Source organism: Phaeovibrio sulfidiphilus (assembly GCF_014861485.1).
GTDB lineage: Bacteria > Pseudomonadota > Alphaproteobacteria > Rhodospirillales > Rhodospirillaceae > Phaeovibrio > Phaeovibrio sulfidiphilus.
On the sequence record NZ_JACZHT010000002.1, the window covers coordinates 303,448 to 324,696 of the forward strand.

Annotated in this window: 16 protein-coding genes; 10 read left to right on the plus strand and 6 right to left on the minus strand. The window is 67.0% G+C overall.

Features of this window, described 5'->3' with window-relative positions:
- Window positions 1–25: 25 nt before the first annotated feature.
- Together IHV25_RS04300 and lipA are read right to left on the minus strand one after the other, a co-directional pair.
- Window positions 26–478 (minus strand): type II toxin-antitoxin system RatA family toxin, encoded by a 453-nt coding sequence (locus IHV25_RS04300; RefSeq protein WP_192533867.1) that lies wholly within the window; start codon window positions 476–478, stop codon window positions 26–28.
- A complete protein-coding gene (gene lipA, locus IHV25_RS04305) occupies window positions 479–1,438 on the minus strand; it encodes a lipoyl synthase (RefSeq protein WP_192533868.1) in 960 nt (319 codons plus the stop codon).
- 142 nt (window positions 1,439–1,580) lie between these two features.
- Between lipA and IHV25_RS04310 the strand changes: the two genes are divergently transcribed.
- Both IHV25_RS04310 and IHV25_RS04315 read left to right on the plus strand, forming a co-directional pair.
- Entirely contained in the window at window positions 1,581–2,663 is a 1,083-nt protein-coding gene (locus tag IHV25_RS04310) for an SPFH domain-containing protein (RefSeq protein ID WP_192533869.1), read from the plus strand.
- Window positions 2,660–3,136, plus strand: coding sequence for an NfeD family protein (locus IHV25_RS04315; RefSeq protein ID WP_192533870.1), 477 nt, complete (start codon window positions 2,660–2,662; stop codon window positions 3,134–3,136). The genes IHV25_RS04310 and IHV25_RS04315 overlap by 4 nt, the downstream gene beginning before the upstream one ends.
- A 598-nt stretch (window positions 3,137–3,734) precedes the next feature.
- Here the strand turns inward: IHV25_RS04315 and IHV25_RS04320 are convergent.
- The 4 genes from IHV25_RS04320 to nifJ all read right to left on the minus strand — a co-directional run bounded on the left by IHV25_RS04320 (window position 3,735) and on the right by nifJ (window position 11,295).
- Window positions 3,735–4,535, minus strand: coding sequence for a VPLPA-CTERM sorting domain-containing protein (locus IHV25_RS04320; RefSeq protein WP_192533871.1), 801 nt, complete (start codon window positions 4,533–4,535; stop codon window positions 3,735–3,737).
- Between the two features lie 308 nt (window positions 4,536–4,843).
- Window positions 4,844–6,229: a hypothetical protein gene (locus tag IHV25_RS04325; RefSeq protein WP_192533872.1), complete on the minus strand. Its 1,386-nt coding sequence runs from the start codon at window positions 6,227–6,229 to the stop codon at window positions 4,844–4,846.
- A gap of 530 nt (window positions 6,230–6,759) precedes the next feature.
- On the minus strand, window positions 6,760–7,638 hold the full coding sequence (locus IHV25_RS04330; RefSeq protein WP_192533873.1) for a carbonic anhydrase family protein: 879 nt from the start codon (window positions 7,636–7,638) through the stop codon (window positions 6,760–6,762).
- A gap of 78 nt (window positions 7,639–7,716) precedes the next feature.
- Window positions 7,717–11,295 (minus strand): pyruvate:ferredoxin (flavodoxin) oxidoreductase, encoded by a 3,579-nt coding sequence (gene nifJ, locus IHV25_RS04335; RefSeq protein ID WP_192533874.1) that lies wholly within the window; start codon window positions 11,293–11,295, stop codon window positions 7,717–7,719.
- Between the two features lie 385 nt (window positions 11,296–11,680).
- Between nifJ and ssb the strand changes: the two genes are divergently transcribed.
- The 8 genes from ssb (at window position 11,681) to mltG (ending at window position 20,345) form a co-directional block, all read left to right on the plus strand.
- Window positions 11,681–12,205: a single-stranded DNA-binding protein gene (ssb, locus tag IHV25_RS04340; protein WP_192533875.1), complete on the plus strand. Its 525-nt coding sequence runs from the start codon at window positions 11,681–11,683 to the stop codon at window positions 12,203–12,205.
- Window positions 12,206–12,304: 99 nt separating this feature from the next.
- Window positions 12,305–12,649 carry a zinc ribbon domain-containing protein YjdM gene (locus IHV25_RS04345; RefSeq protein WP_192533876.1) on the plus strand — a complete coding sequence of 115 codons (345 nt, stop codon included), beginning with the start codon at window positions 12,305–12,307 and terminating at the stop codon, window positions 12,647–12,649.
- Between the two features lie 120 nt (window positions 12,650–12,769).
- The gene (locus IHV25_RS04350) at window positions 12,770–15,529 is read left to right on the plus strand and encodes a bifunctional acetate--CoA ligase family protein/GNAT family N-acetyltransferase (RefSeq protein WP_192533877.1); all 2,760 of its coding nucleotides are present in this window, start codon (window positions 12,770–12,772) and stop codon (window positions 15,527–15,529) included.
- Between the two features lie 132 nt (window positions 15,530–15,661).
- Window positions 15,662–16,609 (plus strand): ACP S-malonyltransferase, encoded by a 948-nt coding sequence (gene fabD / locus IHV25_RS04355; RefSeq protein WP_192533878.1) that lies wholly within the window; start codon window positions 15,662–15,664, stop codon window positions 16,607–16,609.
- Window positions 16,610–16,635: 26 nt separating this feature from the next.
- A complete protein-coding gene (gene fabG, locus IHV25_RS04360) occupies window positions 16,636–17,373 on the plus strand; it encodes a 3-oxoacyl-[acyl-carrier-protein] reductase (RefSeq protein ID WP_192533879.1) in 738 nt (245 codons plus the stop codon).
- 154 nt (window positions 17,374–17,527) lie between these two features.
- On the plus strand, window positions 17,528–17,764 hold the full coding sequence (locus IHV25_RS04365) for an acyl carrier protein (protein ID WP_192533880.1): 237 nt from the start codon (window positions 17,528–17,530) through the stop codon (window positions 17,762–17,764).
- A 266-nt stretch (window positions 17,765–18,030) separates the two neighbouring features.
- Window positions 18,031–19,293: a beta-ketoacyl-ACP synthase II gene (fabF, locus tag IHV25_RS04370; RefSeq protein WP_192533881.1), complete on the plus strand. Its 1,263-nt coding sequence runs from the start codon at window positions 18,031–18,033 to the stop codon at window positions 19,291–19,293.
- Window positions 19,294–19,322: 29 nt separating this feature from the next.
- A complete protein-coding gene (mltG, locus tag IHV25_RS04375; protein WP_192533882.1) occupies window positions 19,323–20,345 on the plus strand; it encodes an endolytic transglycosylase MltG in 1,023 nt (340 codons plus the stop codon).
- Window positions 20,346–21,249: the final 904 nt, after the last annotated feature.

Genomic DNA, 21,249 nt, shown 5'->3' on the forward strand with positions numbered 1-21,249 from the left:
GTTTCCGGCCTTGTGCCCCGGGCCGTCAGCCGGCGCGCCGGGATCCGGGGCCGTAAAGGACGGCGGCCCGCCGCTCGAACGAGGTGACCATCACCCGCACGGCCTCATGGAAGAAGGCTCCCATGATCTTGCCCAGGAGGGCCGAGCGGAACTCGAAGTCCACGTGGAAATCAACGATGGTGTTTCCACGGCCGTCGGGCTCGAAAATCCAGTGGTTCACCAGGTAGCGGAACGGGCCGTCCGTGTAGGCCACGTCGATCCGCTCTCCCGGGGTCAGGGTCACCCGGGAGGTGAACCGCTCCCGGATCATCTTGAAGCCGACGGTCATGTCGGCCCAGATGACGTTGTCCTGCCGCTTGCGGATGCGCAGGCCCAGACACCAGGGCAGGAATTTGGGGTAGGCCTCGATGTCCGCGACCATGGAATAGAGCTGCTCGGGCGAATAGGGCAGGGTGCGCCGTTCGGAGTGGGTGGGCATTCAGCCTTGTTCCTGCTGTGCGAGTCGGGCGGCTTTCAAAAGCCGGTAGGCCCGGTCCGCGTGGTGGGAAGATCGGGTGAGCGGGGTTGACTGTACCACAAGGAATCCCCGGTTTCGAGCCAGCTCGGCCCAGGTGTCGAATTCCTCGGGGGTCACGTAGCGTTCGACCTCGATGTGCGCCTTGGTGGGTTGCAGATATTGCCCGATGGTCAGAAAATCAACATCCGCCTCCCGCAGGTCGTCCATGACCGCGCAAATTTCATCCGGAGTCTCCCCCAGCCCCGCCATCAGGCCCGACTTGGTGAAGCCCGAGGGGCGCAGCGCTTTCGCCGCCCGCAGAAGGTCCAGGGACCGGGCGTAGGTCGCGCCGGGGCGCACGGTCGGGTACAGGCGCGGCACGGTCTCCATGTTGTGGTTGAACACATCCGGCTGCGCCTCCAGAACCGTTTCCAGGGCGCCGGGCTTGTCCCGGAAGTCCGGGGTCAGGACTTCGATGCTGCACTCGGGGCTTTCCCGGCGCACGGCGTGGACGCAGGCCGCAAAGTGGGCGGCGCCGCCGTCGGGCAGGTCGTCGCGGGTGACCGACGTGATCACCACATGGGACAGCCCCAGGTTCTGGACCGTGTCCGCAAGGCGGTCGGGCTCGTCCGGGTCGACGGCGTGGGGCCGGGCGGTGCGCACGTTGCAAAAGCGGCAGGCCCGGGTGCACAGGTCTCCCAGGATCATGAAGCTCGCGTGGCGGCGCGACCAGCACTCGCCCCGGTTGGGGCAGGCGGCGGCCTCGCACACGGTGTGCAGGGCCCTGGCCCGCAGGTCACGCTCCAGGGCGGCGGCCGAAACCGTTGAGACCGGGGCGCGCACCTTCAGCCAGGCCGGCTTCGGGCCCCGGCCGGGAAAGGCGGGCTCGGCGGCTCCCGGGGAGGCGCTTTCCTGCTGACAGGCTGATCGTGGTTCCGACATACTGGAGGTACTTTCTCTGGAGGCGTGTGTCCGTCCTTTATGGGCAGGAAGCGCGGTAAATTCCAGTGGCGAGTCGTCTTTCTTTCCCCGTGTGCCAGCGGGGGCGCTCCCTTTGCGGGCGTGCGTGCCGGAGGTCGGTGACATGCTTTCTTTTATTGGGATCCTGGTTGTTGTTCAGGTTCTTCTTCTTGTTCTGTCGGTCAAGTTCGTGCCGCAGGGCTTCGAGTTTACGGTCGAGCGTTTCGGCCGCTACACTCATACGCTCCGCCCGGGGCTGAACCTTATCTGGCCTATCATTGACAGGGTGGGCCGAAAAATCAACATGATGGAAAACGTTCTGGATGTCCCGGAGCAGAAGGTCATCACCCGGGACAACGCCATGGTCCGGGTGAGCGGCGTGGCGTTCTACCAGGTTCTGGAGGCCGAGAAGGCCTCCTATGAGGTGACCAATCTTGAGTTCGCCATCTTGAACCTGCTCATGACCAACATTCGGACGGTCATGGGGTCCATGGACCTGGACGAGCTTCTCTCCCGCCGGGACGAGATCAACGGCCGCCTTCTTGCGGTCGTGGACGAGGCCACCAACCCCTGGGGTGTGAAGCTGACCCGGGTCGAGATCATGGACATCAGCCCCCCGTCCGATCTGGTGGATGCCATGGCCCGCCAGATGAAAGCGGAGCGGGAGAAGCGGGCGGTCATTCTGGACGCCGAGGGCGACAAGCAGGCCGCCATCCTGCGGGCCGAGGGCCTGAAGCAGTCGGAGATCCTGCGTGCCGAGGGGCTGAGGGAGGCCGCCTTCCGCGAGGCAGAGGCGCGGGAGCGGCAGGCCCAGGCCGAGGCCGAGGCCGTGCGGATGGTCTCAGAATCCCTTGCCCGGGGTGACCTCAACGCGCTGAACTACTTTATCGCCGAGAAGTATGTGGACTCCATTATCCAGCTTGCCGGCGCGCCGAACCAGAAGGTGCTGATGATGCCCATGGAGAGCTCGGCTCTTCTGGGATCCCTGGGCGGAATTGCCGAGCTTCTGAATGGCGCGGGCAGCCTTCGCACCGCCGATGCCGGGCGCGCAACGCGCGGCGCGCTCCCGGCGGGCTCCGGAGCGTCCGAGGTCTCCGGCAGCCGCGGGTCCGGTGGTGCCGGGCCGGCCGCTCCGGGCAGCGGGTCTCCCTGGTCCTCGGGAGGCCCGACGCACCGCAGCCTGCCGCCGTCGGGGCCCCAGTCATGATCGGTCTTCTCGAGCCCCTGTACTGGAACTGGTACGTGCTGGGGCTGGGGCTTGTGGCCCTGGAACTTCTGCTTCCCGGCGTTTACGTGATCTGGTTCGGGATTGGCGCCCTGGCCTGCGGGGTTCTTGCCCAGGCGTTTCCCGACCTGGGCTGGCCGGTTCAGGTCGTTGCCTTCTGCGGGATCTCAACCGTGTCCCTGTTTGTGGGGCGTCGCGTGATCCGTCGCGCCCGGCCCTCGGACACCACAACCCTCAACCGGCGCCTCCACCAGTATGTGGGGCGCCGCGCGGTTCTCGAAAGCCCGGTCGTCAACGGAGCGGGGCGGATCCGGCTGGACGATACCTTCTGGATCGTGGAGTGCGCCGGGGATCCGGGCGCGGGCACCCGGGTGGTGGTGACCGGGGTCCGCGGCTCGCGCCTTGTGATTGCGCTGGACGGGGACGGCGGAGGCGGGACCGGGCCGGAGACCTAGGACCGAGACCGCGCGTCGTACGTGTCTGTGGTTTTGGTTTTTCCCGCAGAGTGCTTGTGTTCGCTCAACACGCGCTGCTCCGGGGAGCCGGTGTGCGGTTTTGGTTTCCCCGCAGGGTGGGGCTCTCGAGTGGATCACTGGAGCCGCACCGGGAAACGGGGGTGCGGTTTTGGATGTCCCGGAGAGTAAGGCCCTCGGGTGGATCGTTGGGGGCACTCCCCGCCGCCTGCTTTGACCTTCCGGGGCTCCGGGGCCGTCCTCCCGGGTGTGCGCCCGTCTTTTTGGGCGTGTGGAGGCTCCTTCGGGCACAAAAAAAACCGCCGGCCCGGAGGGGGCCGACGGGTACGTTTCCTGGTTTCGCAGCCTTGCCGCGTTCAGACCGGTCCCTGGGGTTAGTCCCTCTCCGGGGTGCGGGGGAGTGATGATCCGGGCGGTTGTGGCGAGAATGGCTGGCTTGATGCGGTGTTCGGGCGGTGTCTCCGGTGGTTTCGTCGTCCTGCCGGATGAGCGGCATCGCCCGTGAGCGTGTTCTGTCGGGCCCGGTCCTGGGCACACGTTTCGGGGGTTCCGGGACGTGCGCGGGCCGGGCTCCGGTCCCCTAGCGGGCGGCGGCCACTTTCTTCGAGCGGCGCCGGCCGGCCACGCCGGCCCCTGCGAGGGCCGTACCCAGAAGAATCAGGGCACCGGGCAGGGGCGTCTCATAGGCGTTGATGTCCAGGTTGTAGGCCATGTGGACATCCGAGAAGCCCGGGATGCGATCCTTGATCCAGCCGGTGATGCCCGAGACCGAGATAATGTAGTCTCCCTTGGGCAGATTGGCGAACTCGAGGGTCAGGCTGTCGGCGGCCGAGGGAAGGCCTGTCGTCATCCGCACCGACTGTCCGTCGAGGCTCAGGATCAGCTGGTTTCCATAACCGTTGTCGATGAAGTTGTAGAGGGCGCCCTTGCCGTAGCTGCTGTTCCAGTTTTTGGAGTCGTCCCAGTTGCGGTCGATGGCAAGCTTGATCGTCACCCTGGAGGCCTCGGCCAGCGCAAAGCTGTAGGTGTTGCCGAAGCCCTTCGTGGAGTTCTGGGCAAGCCCCTCGATCCGCTTGCCGAGCTGGACGCCGCGGGTCGGGTTGTTCACCCCGGTCAGGCCGGACTGCTGGATGATTCCATCCTTTCCGCCAACGCGGTTCCAGAACTCGTACTCGGAATAGGCCCAGCCGTTGTCGCCGTGCCTGAGGGTTCCGATGTGTCCTCGGTTGTGCACCCCGTTGAAGTTGATCCACGACGGGCTGTCGGTCGCGGCGGAGGCTTCTCCGACCGTCAGTCCGACCATGAAAAGCGCGGCAACGACCGCAAGGGCCCTGGCCGCAGCGGAGCGCAGTACGGCCCCTCTCTGTTTTCTGTGTTTCATTGTTCTTCTCCCCGGGTTCAGGCGCCCCGCTCAACGCCAGGGCCTGTTTCAGACGTGATAATACTCTTGGTTGGTGTTTAAATCGGGCGCAGCCCGGCTAACGTGTCAACGCTATCATGCTATCATTAATTATCCCTGAATTCCATGTATTATACACCTGACACGCTAGTCGTAATAAAACACGCGCGGGTGCCTGTTTGGTCCGGAGTCACATCGGCCCGGGTTTTGCGGCCGGACGGGCGCTCTTCAGGAGTGTATGACGGCCGGCCGGGCCGGATGGTCGTGTCGGACAGGGGGCCGTCACGGCGCTAGGGCGACGTGCCCGCCCGGGCCGGTTGTGCCTCCAGTGACAGGCGCAAGATCAGGTTTCCGCCGTTTGCGTCATCGGTGTTCCACACAATCTGGATGAGGCGCCCGTCCCGTTTCGCCGCCAGGCCCTTCCTGACGGCCTCCCCCTCGCGGATAATTTCGTCGGGGACCAGGGAGGCTTCCGGCCAGTCGGGAAAGGCGAGCGCCAGCAGTTCGCCCATGATCTCCGCGGCCCGGGTCCGGTTGGCGCTTTTCGTGTCCACGTCGAGCATGGTGTAGTAAAGGACACGCACGGTGCCGCCTCCGGTGCCGGTCTCGATGAACTCGGGGAAACGGGTGCCCGTGGATCCCTCGGTCGTGTCCTCCCAGGCTTTCCGGGACGTGGTCTGGAAGGCCTCCCGGTCCAGAAGGGCCTGAAGCTGAGCAACCGTGATACCGATGCCGGGTACTTTGGCAGCGGTTGTGGCCGGGGTGGGGCCGGGAGCGCTGTTCGGGCCGGTTTCCGGGCCCTGAGGCTCCGACACGGCTGTGGCAGGGGCCTGCGCGGGTTTTTCTCCGGCGACCTCCCCGGTGCCGGTTCCGGCGGGGGAGGGCGACGCAAGGGCGCTGTCCCGGCCGTGTTGGGTGGCCGGTTCGGTTGCAAGCCATGGGGGCGGGGTTCCGTCGGGTCCGGCTCCGGCGGAGGGCGGGTTCGGGCGGCTGTCCTTGCGCAGCCGGTCCGGTGCCGGTCGCGCGGGCAGTTTTTCCAGGGGGCGCGCGGCGGTGACAGGCCTCGGAGTGTCCCCGGAGGTCGCAAGTCCGGTGATCAGCAGCGAGGGAATGTGGTCTCCGGCCGTGCGGAACCGGACGGTGCGTCCGTCGCGCTCCAGCGTGGAGGCTCCGGACTCCATGGCCGAGCTCAGCCACCCCTGCGCGTTGTCCCAGTCCGGGAAGACCAGCCGGAGGGTCTCCTGCATGGCCTGCCGAATGCTGTCTGCAGGGGCGGAGTCATCAAGGGACCGGGTGCCGACGAGGCTGATCTCGCCAATGTGCGCGCCAATGGCTCGGATCTGGACGGCCAGCCGCAGGCTGTCGGGAAACGTGGCCAGCCACACGGTGCCGTCCGTGGTCTTGTCCTCGAAGGGGCGGACCCGCATTCCCAGTCCGGTGTAAAGACCGTCAAGCTGCTCGAAGGTCACCCCAAGGGTGGGTTCCGGCGCCTCCACGCCCGGGAGGGGCCAGGAGGGCCCCGTTCCGCCGGCGGGTGCCGGGGTCTGGGAGGCGGCGGCCAGAACCGCTGCGGCCAGAACGACACAGGCTACCGCTCCCGCGCCGGCCAGACGGCCCGGGGTCAGTGCCTTTCCTTTACCGGCGGTCGAAGCCGTTCCGGAACCGGGTTCCGCCATGGCGACCGTTCCTCCGCTGGGTCGTAATTGTCCGCGTCCTGTCTGTTATACGGGGGCAAATCTTTCGGAACGTTTAATGGCGGCAGGCGGCCCGATGCATCCCGGGACTGTATCGGGACCGGCTGAGGGTGCGCGCGTGGGTGCCGGTGGGGGCCCGGCGGTGGGGGCGAGGGTACAGGAGGGGGGGGGGGCGCGGGACGCCCTGGGCCGGGCCGGGACGGGGATCCGGGCGCTCTGTACGGGGCGCCGGGTCTCCGGAGCCTCGGGGAGGAAGGCGCGGCGGTGCGGGGCTCCCTTTGGGGACGCAAACCGTGTGCGCAGGCATTCCGGTTCCGCCGTCCTGTCAGCGGCGAGGCCATCAACAATCCTGAGTGGGGGGTGCGCGTGGGTGCTGTCGGGTGCGGCGGGCATCCCAGCGGGATGTCCGCGACGGCTCCGGGAGGAGGCGAGGCAGTGCCGTTGGGCCGCCGGCCGCCATCCGTGTGCCGCCGGGGCCGCCATGGGGAGGCGCCCCGGCCGCGGGTCTGTGCCTATTCGACGAACAGGATATTCCGGCCCTCCGAGGGGACGGGGGCGCTGGCGTTCGGTCCAAAGCGCTTCTCGAAGACCTCGAGCTGCTGGCGCGACATGGTCAGGGGCTCGGGAAGGACCAGCCAGGTGACGCCGTCCACGCAGGGCTCGGTGGTGGAGCTTCCCTCATAGAGGTAGCCCGACTTGGAGAAGGGGAAGAGCTTGCCCAGGCTGACGCGCACGGTGCGCTTTTTCCCCGCGTCCGGCGGATTGGAGAACAGCTTGCCCAGGGTGGAGTGGGCCGTGCCCTCCTTCACCATGACCGCAACGACGGCCATGCCGTCCCCGTTCTTCTCCTTGTGGACGAAGTGGATCTCGCCCGCGAACCGCTGGCCGCCGATCAGGTGCTCCGACGGCGTGTGGAAGTGAGCGCTGACAAGCTGGTAGCGGCGGTCATTGAGGTTCAGGACCAGGTCGCTCTTGCCAAAGTCCACAACGAGGTCGTTCCCCGTGTTGAGGACGGTCACCGACTGGTGGCCACCGAACACCGCGTAGCCGTACTTGATGAGGTAGGGGCGCTGGGAGGTGGTCGCCACGCTGTCCTTCGCCGGGAGATCAATGGGGGAGACCCCTTCCGGACAGGCACGCCAGGGTTCCTCTGCCGTGATGGCCTCGGCTGCGTCCGTTGCGTCTGCTGCTTCCGCCGCTTCCGCCGCTTCCGCCGCTTCTGTCGCTTCTGTCGCGTCCCCGGTGGTGGCCCCGTCCGCGTCGGGGGTTTCGGTTACGACAACCTCGCCGGCGGGCACCTGGGCATCGGGGGCCGTCGGCGGATCGCTGGCAAGGGCCGGAAAGGCAAGCAGGGCAGCCGCCGCAAGCGCGGGAAGAAAAGTCTGTTTCATGAAGTGTCTCTCTTCGCGTGAGGCAAAAAGGAAAGGGCCGGAGAATACTCCGGCCCCTGTCACGGTTCGTCAACGACTTTAGTTTCCGGCCGGATCGGCGGACTTCCCGGCAAGATACTGCAGCAGCGCATTCTTGCGGGCGATTTCCGTTTCCGTCGCCTGGACCATGAGCTGGAAGGTCTCCGGATCCTGCTCGCGGGTCACGCGGTAGCGGCCCTCGTTGGCGATGTAGTCGTTGAGGCTGTTCTTCCCGCCCTGGGAGTCGATGCTCAGGCCGGGCTGGCCCTCGGCGACCTTGCGCGGGTCAAAGCGGTAGAGGGGCCAGTAGCCGCTTCCGACCGCTCCGGCCTGCTGCTCGAGGCCCTTCGAGAGATCATAGCCGTGAGCAATACAGTGGCTGTAGGCGATGATCAGGGACGGACCGTCGTAGGACACGGCCTCGGCCAGGGCCCGCAGGGTCTGGTTGTCGTTGGCGCCGAACGCGATGTTCGCAACGTACACCTGTCCGTTCGACATGGCGATCAGACCCAGATCCTTCTTGGGCAGGGCCTTGCCGGACACGGCGAACTTCGCCGATGCGCCCAGCGGGGTTGCCTTGGACTGCTGGCCACCGGTGTTGGAGTAGACCTCCGTGTCCATGACCAGGATGTTCACGTTGCGACCCGAGGCCAGGACGTGGTCCAGACCGCCGTAGCCGATGTCGTAGGCCCAGCCGTCGCCGCCAACGATCCACACGACCTTGTCCACGAAGTAGTCCGCAAGGCTCTCCAGGAGGCGCGCCTCGTTGGTCTTCATGGTGGCCAGGGCAGCCTTCAGCGCGCTGATGCGCTCGCGCTGGGCGGCCACCGAGACCTCGTCGTTGAGGTTCATGTTGGCCAGGATGCCCTCGACAAGGACGCCGTCCAGCTTGGGTGCCAGAGCCTCAAGCAGGCGCCGGGCTTCCGCACGGTGCTGGTCGAGCGCAATCCGGTAGCCCAGACCGAACTCGGCGTTGTCCTCGAACAGGGAGTTGGACCAGGACGGGCCGCGTCCGTTCGCGTCCACCGCATACGGGGTGGTCGGCAGGTTCGCACTGTAGATGGACGAGCAGCCGGTCGCGTTCGCCACCATCATGCGGTCGCCCCAGAGCTGGGTCAGGAGCTTGATGTACGGGGTCTCGCCGCAGCCCAGACAGGCGCCCGAGAACTCGAACAAAGGCTGGCCGAACTGGCTGGCGCGCACGGTGGGCTTGATCTCCTCGCGGGAGAGCTCCGGCAGCGCCTCGAACGCCTGCCAGGCGGCCTTCTCCTTCTCGAAGATCTCGAGCTTCGGCTTCATGTCCAGGGACTTGTGACCCGGGATCTCCTTGGAGGACGCGGGGCAGACCACGGAACACAGGGTACAGCCGGTGCAATCCTCGGGGGAGACCTGAAGGACGTATTCCTTGCCCTTCATGGTGCCCGTCCCCTTGAACGGAACGTGCTTCAGCTCGTTGCTGTTCTCCACCAGGGTCGGGTCGACAGCCTTGGCGCGGATGGCCGCGTGGGGGCAGACGAGCATGCACTTGCCGCACTGGGCGCAGATGTCCGGATCCCATTCGGGGAGTTCCTGGGCAATGTTGCGCTTTTCCCACTTGGCGGTCGCGGTCGGCCAGGTGCCGTCCGGCGGGAACGCCGAGACCGGCAGCAGGTCGCCCTTGCCCGCCAGCATCATGGCGGTGACGTTGCGCACGAAGTCCGGGGCCTCGGGAGCGACCGCGGACGGGCAGTCGGGACCGTCGGCCACGGCCGGGATGGCCACCTCGAACATGTTGGCCACGGCCGCGTCCACCGCGCGGAAGTTCGCCTCGACGATCTTCTGGCTCTTGCGGGCGTAGGTCTTCTGGATGGCGTCCTTGATGGCGGTGATGGCCGCGTCCGCCGGGAGAACCCGGGCAAGGGCAAAGAAGCACGCCTGCATGATGGTGTTGATGCGACGGCCCATGCCGACCTCGACCGCCACCTTGTTCGCGTCAATGACGAACAGGCGCATCTTCCGCTCGATCAGCTGGCGCTGGACCGGGGCCGGGATGTGCTTCCAGACCGTGTCCTTGTCGTAGGGCGAGTTGAGGAGCAGCGTGGCGCCGGTCTCGGCCTTGGCGAGGACGTCGATCTTCTCCAGGAACTCGAAGACGTGGCAGGCGATGAAGCTTGCGTGCTGGAGAAGGTACGGGGCCTTGATGGGGTGGGGGCCAAAACGCAGGTGCGAGATGGTGATACCCCCGGACTTCTTCGAGTCGTACTCGAAGTAGCCCTGACCGTAGAGCTCCGGACCGCCGCTCTCGTGGCACTCGGAGATGATCTTGATGGAGTTCTTGTTGGCGCCGACCGTGCCGTCCGAGCCCAGACCCCAGAACATGCACGAGGTGACGTCGCCGGACTCGATGGAGAACGACGGGTCGTACGGCAGGGACAGGTGGGTCACGTCATCGTTGATGCCAACGGTGAACTCGGGACGGGGGTCGTCCTTGGCCAGGTCATCGAAGATGGCCTTGACCATGGCGGGGGTGAACTCCTTGGACGACAGGCCGTAGCGGCCGCCGGTGACCTTCGGGGCGCGGGCGGTGCCCAGGCCCTTCTCGTTCGCCCGCGACAGGGCGCCGACCACGTCCATGAACAGGGGCTCGCCCAGGGCGCCGGGCTCCTTGGTGCGGTCGAGAACCGCGATGGAGCGGGCGCTGACCGGCAGAGCCGAGACGAAGGAATCCACGCAGAACGGGCGGAACAGGCGCACCCGCAGGACGCCGACCTTCTCGCCGCGGCTCACGAGGAAGCGGGCGGTCTCGGCTGCGGTCTCGCCGCCGGAGCCCATGATCACGATGACGCGCTCGGCCTCCGGGTGACCCTCGTAGTCAAACAGGCTGTAGCGGCGCCCGGTGACCTTCGCAAACCGGTCCATGGTCTCCTGAACGATGGACGGGCACGCCTGGTACCACGGGTTGCGGGCCTCCTGGGCCTGGAAGAAGGTGTCCGGGTTCTGCGCGGTGCCGCGGACCACCGGGGCGTCCGGGGTCAGGGCGCGGGAGCGGTGCTCGAGGACCATGCTCTCGTCAACCATCTCGCGCAGCTGGTCGTCGGTGAGGGCGGTGATCTTCGAGACCTCGTGGGAGGTGCGGAAGCCGTCAAAGAAGTGCAGGAACGGAATGCGGCTCTTCAGGCTGGCGATGTGGGCGACGCAGGCCAGGTCCTGGGCTTCCTGGACCGAGCCCGAGGACAGCATCGCAAAGCCGGTCTGGCGGCAGGCCATCACGTCGGAGTGGTCTCCGAAGATGGACAGGGCGTGGGTCGCGATGGTCCGGGCGGTCACGTGAACGCAAAACGGGGTCAGCTCGCCGGCGATCTTGTACATGTTGGGGATCATCAGGAGCAGACCCTGGGAGGCCGTGAAGGTCACCCCGAGAGACCCCGACTGAATGGCGCCATGACACGCGGCCACAGCTCCGCCCTCCGACTGCATTTCCACGATCTGCGGAATGTCGCCCCAGAGGTTGGGCTTCTTCCGTGCGGACCACTCGTCGGCAAGTTCCCCCATGGTCGAGGAGGGAGTGATGGGATAGATCACGGCGACTTCGCTCAGGCGGTACGCGACGGATGCGCACGCCTCGTTGCCGTCAACCGTGATCATCGGGGCGTTATTCATAAGGGCCTCCTGTTCGGTTTTTCATGTCTGGTCTTGAACGTCATTTTTCAGGGCGTTCCGGGGAAGGTTTTGGGGACAGTTGGAACGGCTTTTCGAAAAAAAAGCCTCAAGCGAACTCCGGTGGGTGATTTTTATTTTCCTCTCGCCTATCATGGCCGAGCCTCGCAAGACCCCTCTGGTATCAGAGGTGAGTGTTCCTAACAAGTCTGATGCAAGGCAAAATCGCAATTTTTGTACAAAGGGTGAGAGTCTCACGCAACAACCCGCATTTCGCTGTTTCGGTCCCGGGCGGGTATCCGCACTTTGCAAGGGTGGAGAACCGGGAATGGAATGGCTGGGGGTGACGGGCATCGGGACACACCGGAATCGAGAAAGAAAAGGGGCTATGGCAGGTTCGGTAAACAAGGTCATTCTGATCGGCAACCTCGGGCGTGACCCGGAGACGCGGACGTTCCAGAACGGTGGCAAGGTCACAAACCTGCGCATCGCCACATCCGAGTCCTGGAAGGACCGCCAGAGCGGCGAGCGGCGCGAGCGCACCGAGTGGCACTCGGTGGCCATTTTCGGGCCCCTGGCCGATATCGCCGAGCGGTATCTGCGCAAGGGCTCCAAGGTCTATTTGTGTGGTTCGCTCCAGACCCGCAAGTGGCAGGACCAGAGCGGGCAGGATCGCTACAGCACCGAGGTGGTCCTCCAGGGCCCCGGCGCCGAGATGACCATGCTCGACAACCGGCCCGGTGGCGGCGGTGGCGGCTTCCAGGAGGGCGGCTACGGCGAGGACGATTATTTCCGGTCCTCGGGCGGCGGCGCTCCCGCGGGCGGATCCTCCGGCGGCCAGGGCTGGGACCGGGGCGGACCGGCCGAGCCGTCGCGCGGCGGGCCCGATCTGGATGACGACATCCCGTTCTGAGGCGCGCGTCCCCGCGCCCAGTCCCCCGTCTGACGTCCCCTGTCCCCGACCCCATGAGTCTATGAGAACCGGCCCCGTGCCGGGAGGAGAACCCTGACGATGGCCGATTTGCCCCCGTGCCCCGAGTGCCGGTCCGAATACGTTTATGCGGACGGCGAGCTTCTGATCTGTCCCGAATGCTCCCACGAGTGGAATCCCTCTGCCGCGCCCGCGGGCGACGACGCCGGTGCCCCGGTCGTGCGTGATGCCTTCGGGACCGTTCTGGCCGACGGCGACGCCGTGGTCCTGGTCAAGGATCTGAAGGTCCGCGGGGCGTCTGCGCCCCTGAAGCAGGGAACCCGGGTGAAAAGCATCCGCCTTGTGGACGGTGACCACAACATCGACTGCCAGATCGACGGCTTCGGAGCCATGGCCCTGAAGTCCGAGTTCGTGAAGAAAGCCTAGGGGTCCGTCTGGCACCCCGAACTCCGGGACCGGCGGTCCGGACGGCCCCACGCCAAAGGGCAGGCCGTCCTCCCCGCGGTCCCGCACTCCCCAGTTCCGGCCTGAATGGAGGCACCGGCAATGAGCGTCCGTTTTCTCTCCTCGCTGTTTGAACCGGCGTCCGTCGCCGTTGTCGGAGCCTCTAACAAGCCGGACACGCTCGGCTACCTGGCCATGCGCAACCTGCTGGCGGCCGGGTTTGCCGGGCCGATCATGCCGGTGACAAAGGATGCCCAGGCCATCGCCGGAGTGCTGGCCTATCCGGATCCGGAATCTCTGCCGGTCGCCCCGGATCTTGCCCTTCTGTGCGCGCCGCCGGCCACGCTGCCCCAGACGGTCCTGTCCCTGGGGCAGAAGGGCGCCAAGGTCTGCGTTGTGATGTCGGACATGGGGGAGGGCACCTCCCGCCACGAGCGCCACATGTTCGAGGAGCGCCTTCTGGCCTGCGCCCGGGAATCCCGCATGCGGCTTCTGGGCCCCGGATCCCTCGGGGTGCAGACGCCGGGGATCGGCCTCAACGCCTCCGTGTTCACCCGCCCGGCGCTGGAGGGCAAGGTGGCCTTCGTCTCCCAGTCGGGCGCCCTGTGCACCTCGGTCCTGGACTGGGCCCGGGGCCACGGGATCGGGTTCTCTCACTTCGTCTCCCTGGGGAACAAGACCGACATCGACTACGGCGATGTGATCGACTACCTGTCCTCGAACGTGGATGTGCGGGCCATCCTGCTTCACATCGAGGGCCTGACTGACACCCGGAAGTTCATGTCCGCCGGGCGCTCGGCCGCCCGCAACAAGCCCGTGATCGTCATCAAGACCGGTCGCGGCATGGAGGAGGTCCGCCAGGCGGTCTCCCACACCGGTACCCTGGCCGGATCGGATGCCATCTACGACATCGCCTTCCAGCGGGCCGGCATGCTCCGCGTGTACTCCCTTGAGGAGCTGTTCTCCGCGGTGGAGACCCTGGCCCACATCCGTCGTCCGACCCGGGGCCCCCGGCTTGCGGTGGTGACCAACGGGCGCGGCCTGGGGGTCATGGCGGTGGACAGCCTGGTGACCCAGGGTGGCACCCTGGCCCGTCTGGAGCCGGAAACGAAGGAGGCTCTGGCCAGGGTTCTGCCGGGCGGAACCCTTCTGTCCGCGAACCCGGTGGATCTGGGCGGCGCGGCGTCGCCCGAGGTCTACAGCAAGGTGATGGAGGTTCTCTTCAAGGCCCGCGAGGTTGATGCGGTCCTGGTGGTCTACGCGCCCTATGCGCTCTCGGCGCCCCTGGAGATTGCCCGGGAGGTCATCGACGTGGCCAAGCGCCACCGCTCCGCCAGCCTGTTCACCTGCTGGGTCGGCCACGACCAGGTGGAGGAGGCCCGCGCCCAGTTCACCGAGGCCGAGATCCCCACGTTCCCCACCCCGGATGATGCGATCCAGGGCTTCATGCACCTGGTGACCTACCGGAAGAACCAGCACATGCTGATGGAGACGCCCCGGTCGTGCTCGCAGGAGTTCGAGCCGGATCTGGACAAGGCGCGCGAGATCATCGACGAGGCCATCGCCCAGGGCAACCTGACCATGAGCGAGCCCGAGGCCAAGGGCGTGTTCGAGGCCTACGGCATTCCGGTGGTGGAGACCGCCATCGCCCGGACCCCGCAGGAGGCCGCCGAGGTCGCCCGCACCATGGAGGGGCCCTACGCCCTGAAGATTGTCTCGCGCGCCATCACCCACAAGTCGGACGTGGGGGGCGTGGTTCTCGATCTCCAGACCCCCGAGGACGTGGAGAAGGCCGCCGGCGAGATGGCCGAGCGGGTGCACTCCACCTATCCCGAGGCCGCGCTGGAGGGCTTCACGGTCCAGCACATGGCCCGTCGCGCCGGATCCCACGAGCTGATCGTGGGCGCAACGGCCGATCCCATCTTCGGGCCGGTCCTGCTGTTCGGCGAGGGGGGGACCGCCGTCGAGATCATCCGCGACCAGGCCGTGGCCCTGGCCCCCCTGAATATGGCCCTGGCCCGGGACATGCTGGAGCGCACCCGCGTCTTCCGGCTGCTGGAGGGGTACCGGGACCACAAGGCCGTCAACATTGATGCCATCTGCCTGACCCTGATCCAGCTGTCACAGATGCTGATCGACATTCCCGAAATCGTGGAGATGGAGATCAACCCCCTGTTTGCCGGATCCGACGGGGTGCTGGCGGTGGATGCGCGCATGCGCCTGGATCCGGGTCGCACCCGGGGGCCGCACCGTCTGGCCATCCGCCCCTATCCGTCCCAGCTGGAATCCACCGAGGTCATGCGCGACGGCCGCACGGTGATGGTGCGCCCCATCCGTCCCGAGGACGAGGCCGCCTACTACGACTTTGTGGCCGCCCTCACCCCCGAGGACGCGCGCTTCCGGTTCTTCGGGCAGGTCAAGGCCATGCCCCACGACCAGATGGCCCGCCTGACCCAGATCGACTACGCCCGGGAAATGGCCTTTGTGGCGGAGCTGATCCAGGACGACGGGCAGCCCTGCATTCTGGGCTCAGTCCAGGCCCTGACGGATCCGGACAACGAGACCACCGAGTTTGCCGTCGTGGTCCGCTCCGACCTGAAGGGAAGCGGGCTCGGGCGCCTTCTGATGCTCAAGATCATCCGCTACTGCAAGGAGCGGCGCACGCGCTACATGGACGGCCAGGTCCTGCGGGACAACCGCAGAATGCTGAGGTTCTGTGAGTCCCTGGGCTTCCGGAAGGTGGGCCTGATCGACGAGGACACGGTGGAGCTCCGGCTGGATCTCTCGGCCTTCGCGCCGGAGGATTTCGCCGACACCCAGACCCTTGTGCGGGCCGCCGACGAGGCCTGCCTGCGCACCTGACGCTCGGAATCCGCGAGAACCGGCCCGAAGACCCCGATGTTTTTCGGGTTGGGCTTGACAATCCAGGCTGCGGGGGGCTTTTCTACGCCCCGCGTTTTCAAAACTATCAGGACTTGAACTCACGGGGTGACTATGGTGCGAGCATTTGTTTTTCCCGGTCAGGGATCGCAGGCTGTCGGTATGGGGCGCGAGCTCGCCGAGGCTTTCCCCTGTGCCCGGGAAGTCTTCCAGGAGGTCGACGAGGCCCTGGGCTGCAACCTTTCCAGGCTTCAGTTCGAGGGGCCCATCGATGTCCTGACGCTGACAGAGAATGCCCAGCCCGCGATCATGGCGGTGTCCATGGCCGTGGTGCGGGTTCTGGAAAGCGACGGCATCCGCATTCAGGACAAGGCCCGCTACGTGGCCGGACACTCCCTGGGCGAGTACACGGCCCTGACGGCGGCCGGCGCCCTGTCCCTCGGGGACTGCGCGCGCCTTCTTCGCACCCGTGGCCAGGCCATGCAGGCTGCTGTTCCGGTGGGCGAGGGCATGATGGCCGCGATCCTGGGTCTGTCCTTCGAGGACGTCTGCGCCGTGGTGCAGCAGGCCGAGCAGGACGTTCCCGGTGGTGTCTGCGAGGCCGCCAACGACAACGCCCCCGGCCAGGTGGTCATCAGCGGCTCGGTGGCCGCGGTCGAGCGCGCCATTGAGCTGGCCAAGGAGAAGGGCGCGAAGCGGGCCATGCCCCTTCAGGTGTCCGCCCCGTTCCACTGCCGGATGATGGAGCCGGCAGCCCGCGTCATGGAGGCCGCCCTGGCCGAGGTGAGCGTGAATGCGCCGTGCGTGCCCCTGATCGCCAACGTGACCGCCCTTCCGGTGTCCGAGCCGCAGGAGATCCGTTCCCTGCTGGTCCGGCAGGTGACGGGCTCGGTGCGCTGGCGCGAGAGTGTGGCCTTCATGGCCCAGGACGGCGTGAGCGGGCTTGTGGAGCTGGGGGCCGGAAAGGTTCTCTCCGGGCTCGCCAAGCGCATCGCCCCCGACCTGGAGGCCTTCGCGCTGCACACACCGAAAGATATCGAGGATTTCGCCCGGCAGATCTGAGCCGGAGCACGGAAGGAAAGCAGACCATGTTTGATCTCGGCGGAAAGAAGGCTCTCGTCACCGGTGGATCCGGGGGCATCGGTGCGGAAATCGCCCGCGCCCTGAGCGCCCGGGGCGCGGTGGTGGCCATCACCGGAACCCGCATGGCGGCGCTGGAGGAGGTCGTGGCCTCCCTGCCCGGCGAGGGGCACATCCTCCCGTGTGACCTGTCCGACCCGGCGGCCCTGGACGGCCTGATCCCCGCGGCCGAGGCCGCCATGGGCGGGCTCGACATCCTTGTGAACAACGCGGGCATCACCCGCGACACCCTTGCCATGCGCATGAAGGATGCGGACTGGGATGCGGTGATCGATGTCAACCTGAGCGCCGCCTTCCGGCTGACCCGTGCCGCCCTGAAGCCCATGGTCAAGGCCCGCCGCGGCCGGATCATCCAGATCACCTCCATTGTGGGTGTGACCGGAAACCCGGGCCAGGCGAACTACGCCGCCTCCAAGGCCGGCCTGATCGGCATGAGCAAGTCCGTGGCCTCCGAGGTCGCGGCCCGCGGGATCACCGTCAACTGCGTCGCGCCCGGGTTTATCACCACGGCCATGACCGACAAGCTGACCGACGAGCAGAAGAAGACCATGGCGGAGCGCATTCCCGCCGGACGCATGGGCGAGCCCGCGGAGATTGCCGCGGCGGTCGTCTATCTCGCGTCCGACGAGGCCGCCTACGTCACGGGACAGACCCTGCACGTGAACGGAGGAATGGCGATGATCTGATCGCCACTCCGGCCTGCGTCCTTCTCCGGACTGGTAAACCCCGGTCAAGTATGCTAGGCAAAAACCCGTCGGACCCTGTTGTCCCCTGCCATTTTTGGGGGCTGGGGGTCCGGCTTTCCACCACCGTCTTTGAAATTCCAAGGATAAGACAGATATGACTGACGTCGCCGAGCGCGTGAAAAAAATCGTTGTCGAGCACCTGGGTGCGGACGAAGCCAAGGTCACCGAGAACGCCAGCTTCATCGATGACCTGGGAGCCGACAGCCTCGATACCGTCGAGCTGGTCATGGCCTTCGAGGAGGAATTCGGCTGCGAGATCCCTGACGACGCGGCAGAGAAGATCCTGACCGTCAAGGACGCGATCGATTACATCAAGGAGCACAGCGCCTGAGCTGTTCTTCTCCTGACCTGTGTCCGGCATTCCCGCTTTCTGCCTCCGGCAGGGCGGGTGTGCGCTTCGGCGTCAGTCTCGGATACCGCCTGTTCCAGGCGGGTCCGGGGCGCGTCGGTCGGGCGCCTGCGTGCGGGAAACTGTTTTCTGGCCTCCGGCCGTGATTGCCCGGCCCCGGCCACAACCCTTTGGCAGAAACGCGTATCGCTTCTTGCCCCGGCCTCGCGCTCGGGAGCGATAGGCCTGATCCGGATATGAGGTGCAGAATGAGACGAGTCGTCGTCACCGGCATGGGAATGATCACTCCCCTCGGTTGCGGAGTGGATGTGAACTGGGACCGCCTGACCCGCGGTGAGTCCGGCATTCGCGCCATTGACCGATTCGACGTGTCCGACCTCCCGGCCCGCATTGCCGGACAGGTTCCCATGCGGAGCGAGGCCCCCTGGGGGCTGGATCCGGACGAGGTGGTCGACTCGAAAGAGCGCCGCCGCATGGATGATTTCATCCTGTACGGTCTGGCCGCCGCCCACGAGGCCATTCTGGACGCCGGCTGGACCCCCACCGACGAGGAGGAGCAGGAGCGCACGGGCGTGATCATCGGCTCCGGTATCGGTGGCCTGAACACCATTGCCGAGACCTCCATCCAGCTGGAAAAGAGCGGCCCGCGCCGGGTCAGCCCCTTCTTCATTCCCGCCGCCCTGATCAACCTGGTGTCGGGTCATGTGTCCATCCGCTACGGCTTCAAGGGCCCGAACCACGCGGTGGTCACCGCCTGCTCGACCGGCGCCCACGCCATTGGTGACGGCGCCCGCCTGATCGCGTTCGGCGATGCGGACGTGATGGTGGCCGGTGGCGCCGAGGCTCCCCTGTGCCGTCTGGGCATGGCGGGCTTTGCCTCCGCCCGGGCCCTGTCCACCCACTTCAACGACACCCCCACCGAGGCCTCCCGCCCCTGGGACAAGGACCGCGACGGCTTCGTCATGTCCGAGGGCGCTGGTGTTGTGATCCTCGAGGAGCTCGAGCACGCGAAGAAGCGTGGCGCCAAGATTTACGCCGAGGTGCTCGGCTACGGGCTGTCCGGGGATGCGAACCACATCACCGCGCCGTCCCCCGACGGGGCGGGCGCCTGCCGGGCCATGACCGGCGCGCTGCGCAACTCGCGCGTCAACGCCGACCAGGTGGACTACATCAACGCCCACGGCACGTCCACGCCCGCCGGGGACGAGGTCGAGGTCAAGGCCGTCAAGCGCCTGTTCGGTGACCACGCCATGAAGCTGTCCATGTCGTCGACCAAGTCGGCGGTCGGGCACCTGCTGGGTGCGGCCGGAGCGGTGGAGGCCATCTACACCATCCAGGCCATGCGCAACAGCCTGATCCCCCCGACCCTGAACCTGCACGAGCCGTCGGAAGGCTGCGATATTGACCTGACGCCGCTGAAGGCCCGTGAGCGCGAGATTCACTACGCCATGTCCAACTCTTTCGGCTTTGGCGGCACGAACGCGTCGGTTCTCTTCAAGCGCGCTCCCTGACGCGCGGATTTTTTCAGGAGCCCCGGATCATGCGGTATCTCCGGTATGCGCTGTTTGCTCTGGGGCTTCTGGTTTTTGTTACCGTCGGCGGAGCCTTCGGGGGGTATGTGTGGCTTGTCCGCGCCCTCGACGCTCCCGGCCCGGCGGCCGAGCCCGTCACCCTTGTGGTGCCTCCCGGGGCCGGTCTGGCGCGGATCGCCGACCAGCTGGCCGGATCCCACGTTGTGTCGGGCTCCCTGACCTTTCGCCTGGGCGCGCGCCTGGAGGGGAAGGCCGGCTCCCTGAAGGCGGGGGAATACCAGTTCCCGGCCGGAGCCAGCATGCGCGATGTCCTGGACCAGCTCGTGTCCGGTCGCGTTGTGATCCATTCCCTGACCTTTCCCGAGGGGCTGACCACCCGGGCCATTCTGGACCTCCTGCGTGAGTCGGATGTGCTGACCGGTGACATCACCCTGACGCCTCCGGAAGGGGCCCTTCTGCCGGAAACCTTCCATGTGACCCGGGGCGAGACCCGCGACAGCGTTCTGCGCCGTATGGGGCAGGCCCGCACCGAGGCGCTGGACACCCTCTGGAAGGACCGGGCTCCCGATCTTCCGTTCTCCACCCCGGAGCAGGCTCTGGTCCTTGCCTCCATCGTCGAGAAGGAAACGGGCATGAAGGGCGAGCGCCCGCGCGTGGCGGCGGTCTTCATCAACCGCCTGCGCAAGGGCATGCCACTCCAGTCCGATCCCACAACGATCTACGGCCTGTCCGACGGGCTCGGGCGCCTGTCCCGGGACCTGACCCGCCAGGACCTGCAGGCCGACCACCCCTGGAACACCTACGTTCATGCGGGCCTGCCTCCCGGCCCCATCTGCAATCCCGGCATTGCCTCCATCCGGGCGGTTCTCCACCCCGAGAACACCCGGGAGCTCTACTTTGTGGCCGACGGCACCGGCGGGCACGCCTTTGCCGAGACCCTGGAGGAGCATAACCGCAATGTGCGGGCCTGGCGGCGCCTGCGCGCCGAGCAGCCGTCCCCGGCCCCCGAGGCGTCCCAGCCCGCCCCGTAAATGGGGTGAGGCCCCAAAGCCGGAGGGTGCGGATATCGGGGCAGGGGAGGGTACCCGGGCGTCAGGGCCGCTGTGCGTGCGCCCTGTGGTGCCCGGCGCGCGCCGCTGGCCCAGGGGACGCCTGGCCGCTTTTTGAGCCGGAGGGTGCGGATATCGGGGCGGGGGAGGGTACCCGGGCGTCAGGGCCGCTGTGCCTGCGCCCGGTGGTGCCCGGCGCGCGCCGCTGCTCCAGCGGACGCCTTGGCCGCGTGCCGGGCGGTTCCGCGTGCTAAGTCCCGCCAGGAGGCCCGCGTAAGCCCGTGTTGTGTTCCCCGACCGTGTCCTGATCCTGTCAGGGGCCCTTGCCCCGTGCCGGGCGGATCCGCGTTGTGAGCCGCCACGGGGCTGCCCCCCATCGTGTTTCCCGGCCGCGTCATGACCCTGCCAGGGGCCCTTCCCTGCATGCCGGCCGCACCCGCAGTGTGGTCCCGTGGGGGATCTGTGTGCGCATTCCGTTCCTGTCAGCGCCTTCCTGAACCCTGCCCACGGTCCGGCTTCGCGGGAGGCCCGGCATCTGTGATCGGGCTCTGATCGCCGGACGGGGGCGGGGCGCCTTTTGGGGCAGGTTGGGAGGCCCATGACAGGGGGGGGGCTGTGGGGCGCATGGATCACCCTTCGTGCTTCCCCAACGCCTCTGGCGGGCCCGTAGCGGTGAGCTGCAGACCTGTCCTGATCCCATCTGTGAGAGCTGTCCGGGCCGGGCGGGTGGATCCTGCGGTCCGGGCCCTGTTTGCCTTTACCGGGTGTGTGTCTGCCTCCTGGAGCGCTTTGCGGCCCCGGAGGGCTCGTGCGGGAGTCGTCGGAGAAGCCGTGCAGGGGCATCGCACCTGAAGGCCGGGGTGCATCCGAACCAGCGCAGAAAGGG

Excerpts from the sequence above, each read along its gene's own strand:
- IHV25_RS04315 (WP_192533870.1), top strand. The coding sequence starts at position 2,660 with ATGATCGGTCTTCTCGAGCCCCTGTACTGGAACTGGTACGTGCTGGGG.
- IHV25_RS04325 (WP_192533872.1), bottom strand. The coding sequence starts at position 6,229 with ATGGCGGAACCCGGTTCCGGAACGGCTTCGACCGCCGGTAAAGGAAAG.
- lipA (WP_192533868.1), bottom strand. The coding sequence starts at position 1,438 with ATGTCGGAACCACGATCAGCCTGTCAGCAGGAAAGCGCCTCCCCGGGA.
- IHV25_RS04300 (WP_192533867.1), bottom strand. The coding sequence starts at position 478 with ATGCCCACCCACTCCGAACGGCGCACCCTGCCCTATTCGCCCGAGCAG.
- IHV25_RS04330 (WP_192533873.1), bottom strand. The coding sequence starts at position 7,638 with ATGAAACAGACTTTTCTTCCCGCGCTTGCGGCGGCTGCCCTGCTTGCC.
- nifJ (WP_192533874.1), bottom strand. The coding sequence starts at position 11,295 with ATGAATAACGCCCCGATGATCACGGTTGACGGCAACGAGGCGTGCGCA.
- ssb (WP_192533875.1), top strand. The coding sequence starts at position 11,681 with ATGGCAGGTTCGGTAAACAAGGTCATTCTGATCGGCAACCTCGGGCGT.
- fabF (WP_192533881.1), top strand. The coding sequence starts at position 18,031 with ATGAGACGAGTCGTCGTCACCGGCATGGGAATGATCACTCCCCTCGGT.
- IHV25_RS04365 (WP_192533880.1), top strand. The coding sequence starts at position 17,528 with ATGACTGACGTCGCCGAGCGCGTGAAAAAAATCGTTGTCGAGCACCTG.
- IHV25_RS04310 (WP_192533869.1), top strand. The coding sequence starts at position 1,581 with ATGCTTTCTTTTATTGGGATCCTGGTTGTTGTTCAGGTTCTTCTTCTT.
- IHV25_RS04320 (WP_192533871.1), bottom strand. The coding sequence starts at position 4,535 with ATGAAACACAGAAAACAGAGAGGGGCCGTACTGCGCTCCGCTGCGGCC.
- IHV25_RS04345 (WP_192533876.1), top strand. The coding sequence starts at position 12,305 with ATGGCCGATTTGCCCCCGTGCCCCGAGTGCCGGTCCGAATACGTTTAT.
- mltG (WP_192533882.1), top strand. The coding sequence starts at position 19,323 with ATGCGGTATCTCCGGTATGCGCTGTTTGCTCTGGGGCTTCTGGTTTTT.
- fabD (WP_192533878.1), top strand. The coding sequence starts at position 15,662 with ATGGTGCGAGCATTTGTTTTTCCCGGTCAGGGATCGCAGGCTGTCGGT.
- fabG (WP_192533879.1), top strand. The coding sequence starts at position 16,636 with ATGTTTGATCTCGGCGGAAAGAAGGCTCTCGTCACCGGTGGATCCGGG.
- IHV25_RS04350 (WP_192533877.1), top strand. The coding sequence starts at position 12,770 with ATGAGCGTCCGTTTTCTCTCCTCGCTGTTTGAACCGGCGTCCGTCGCC.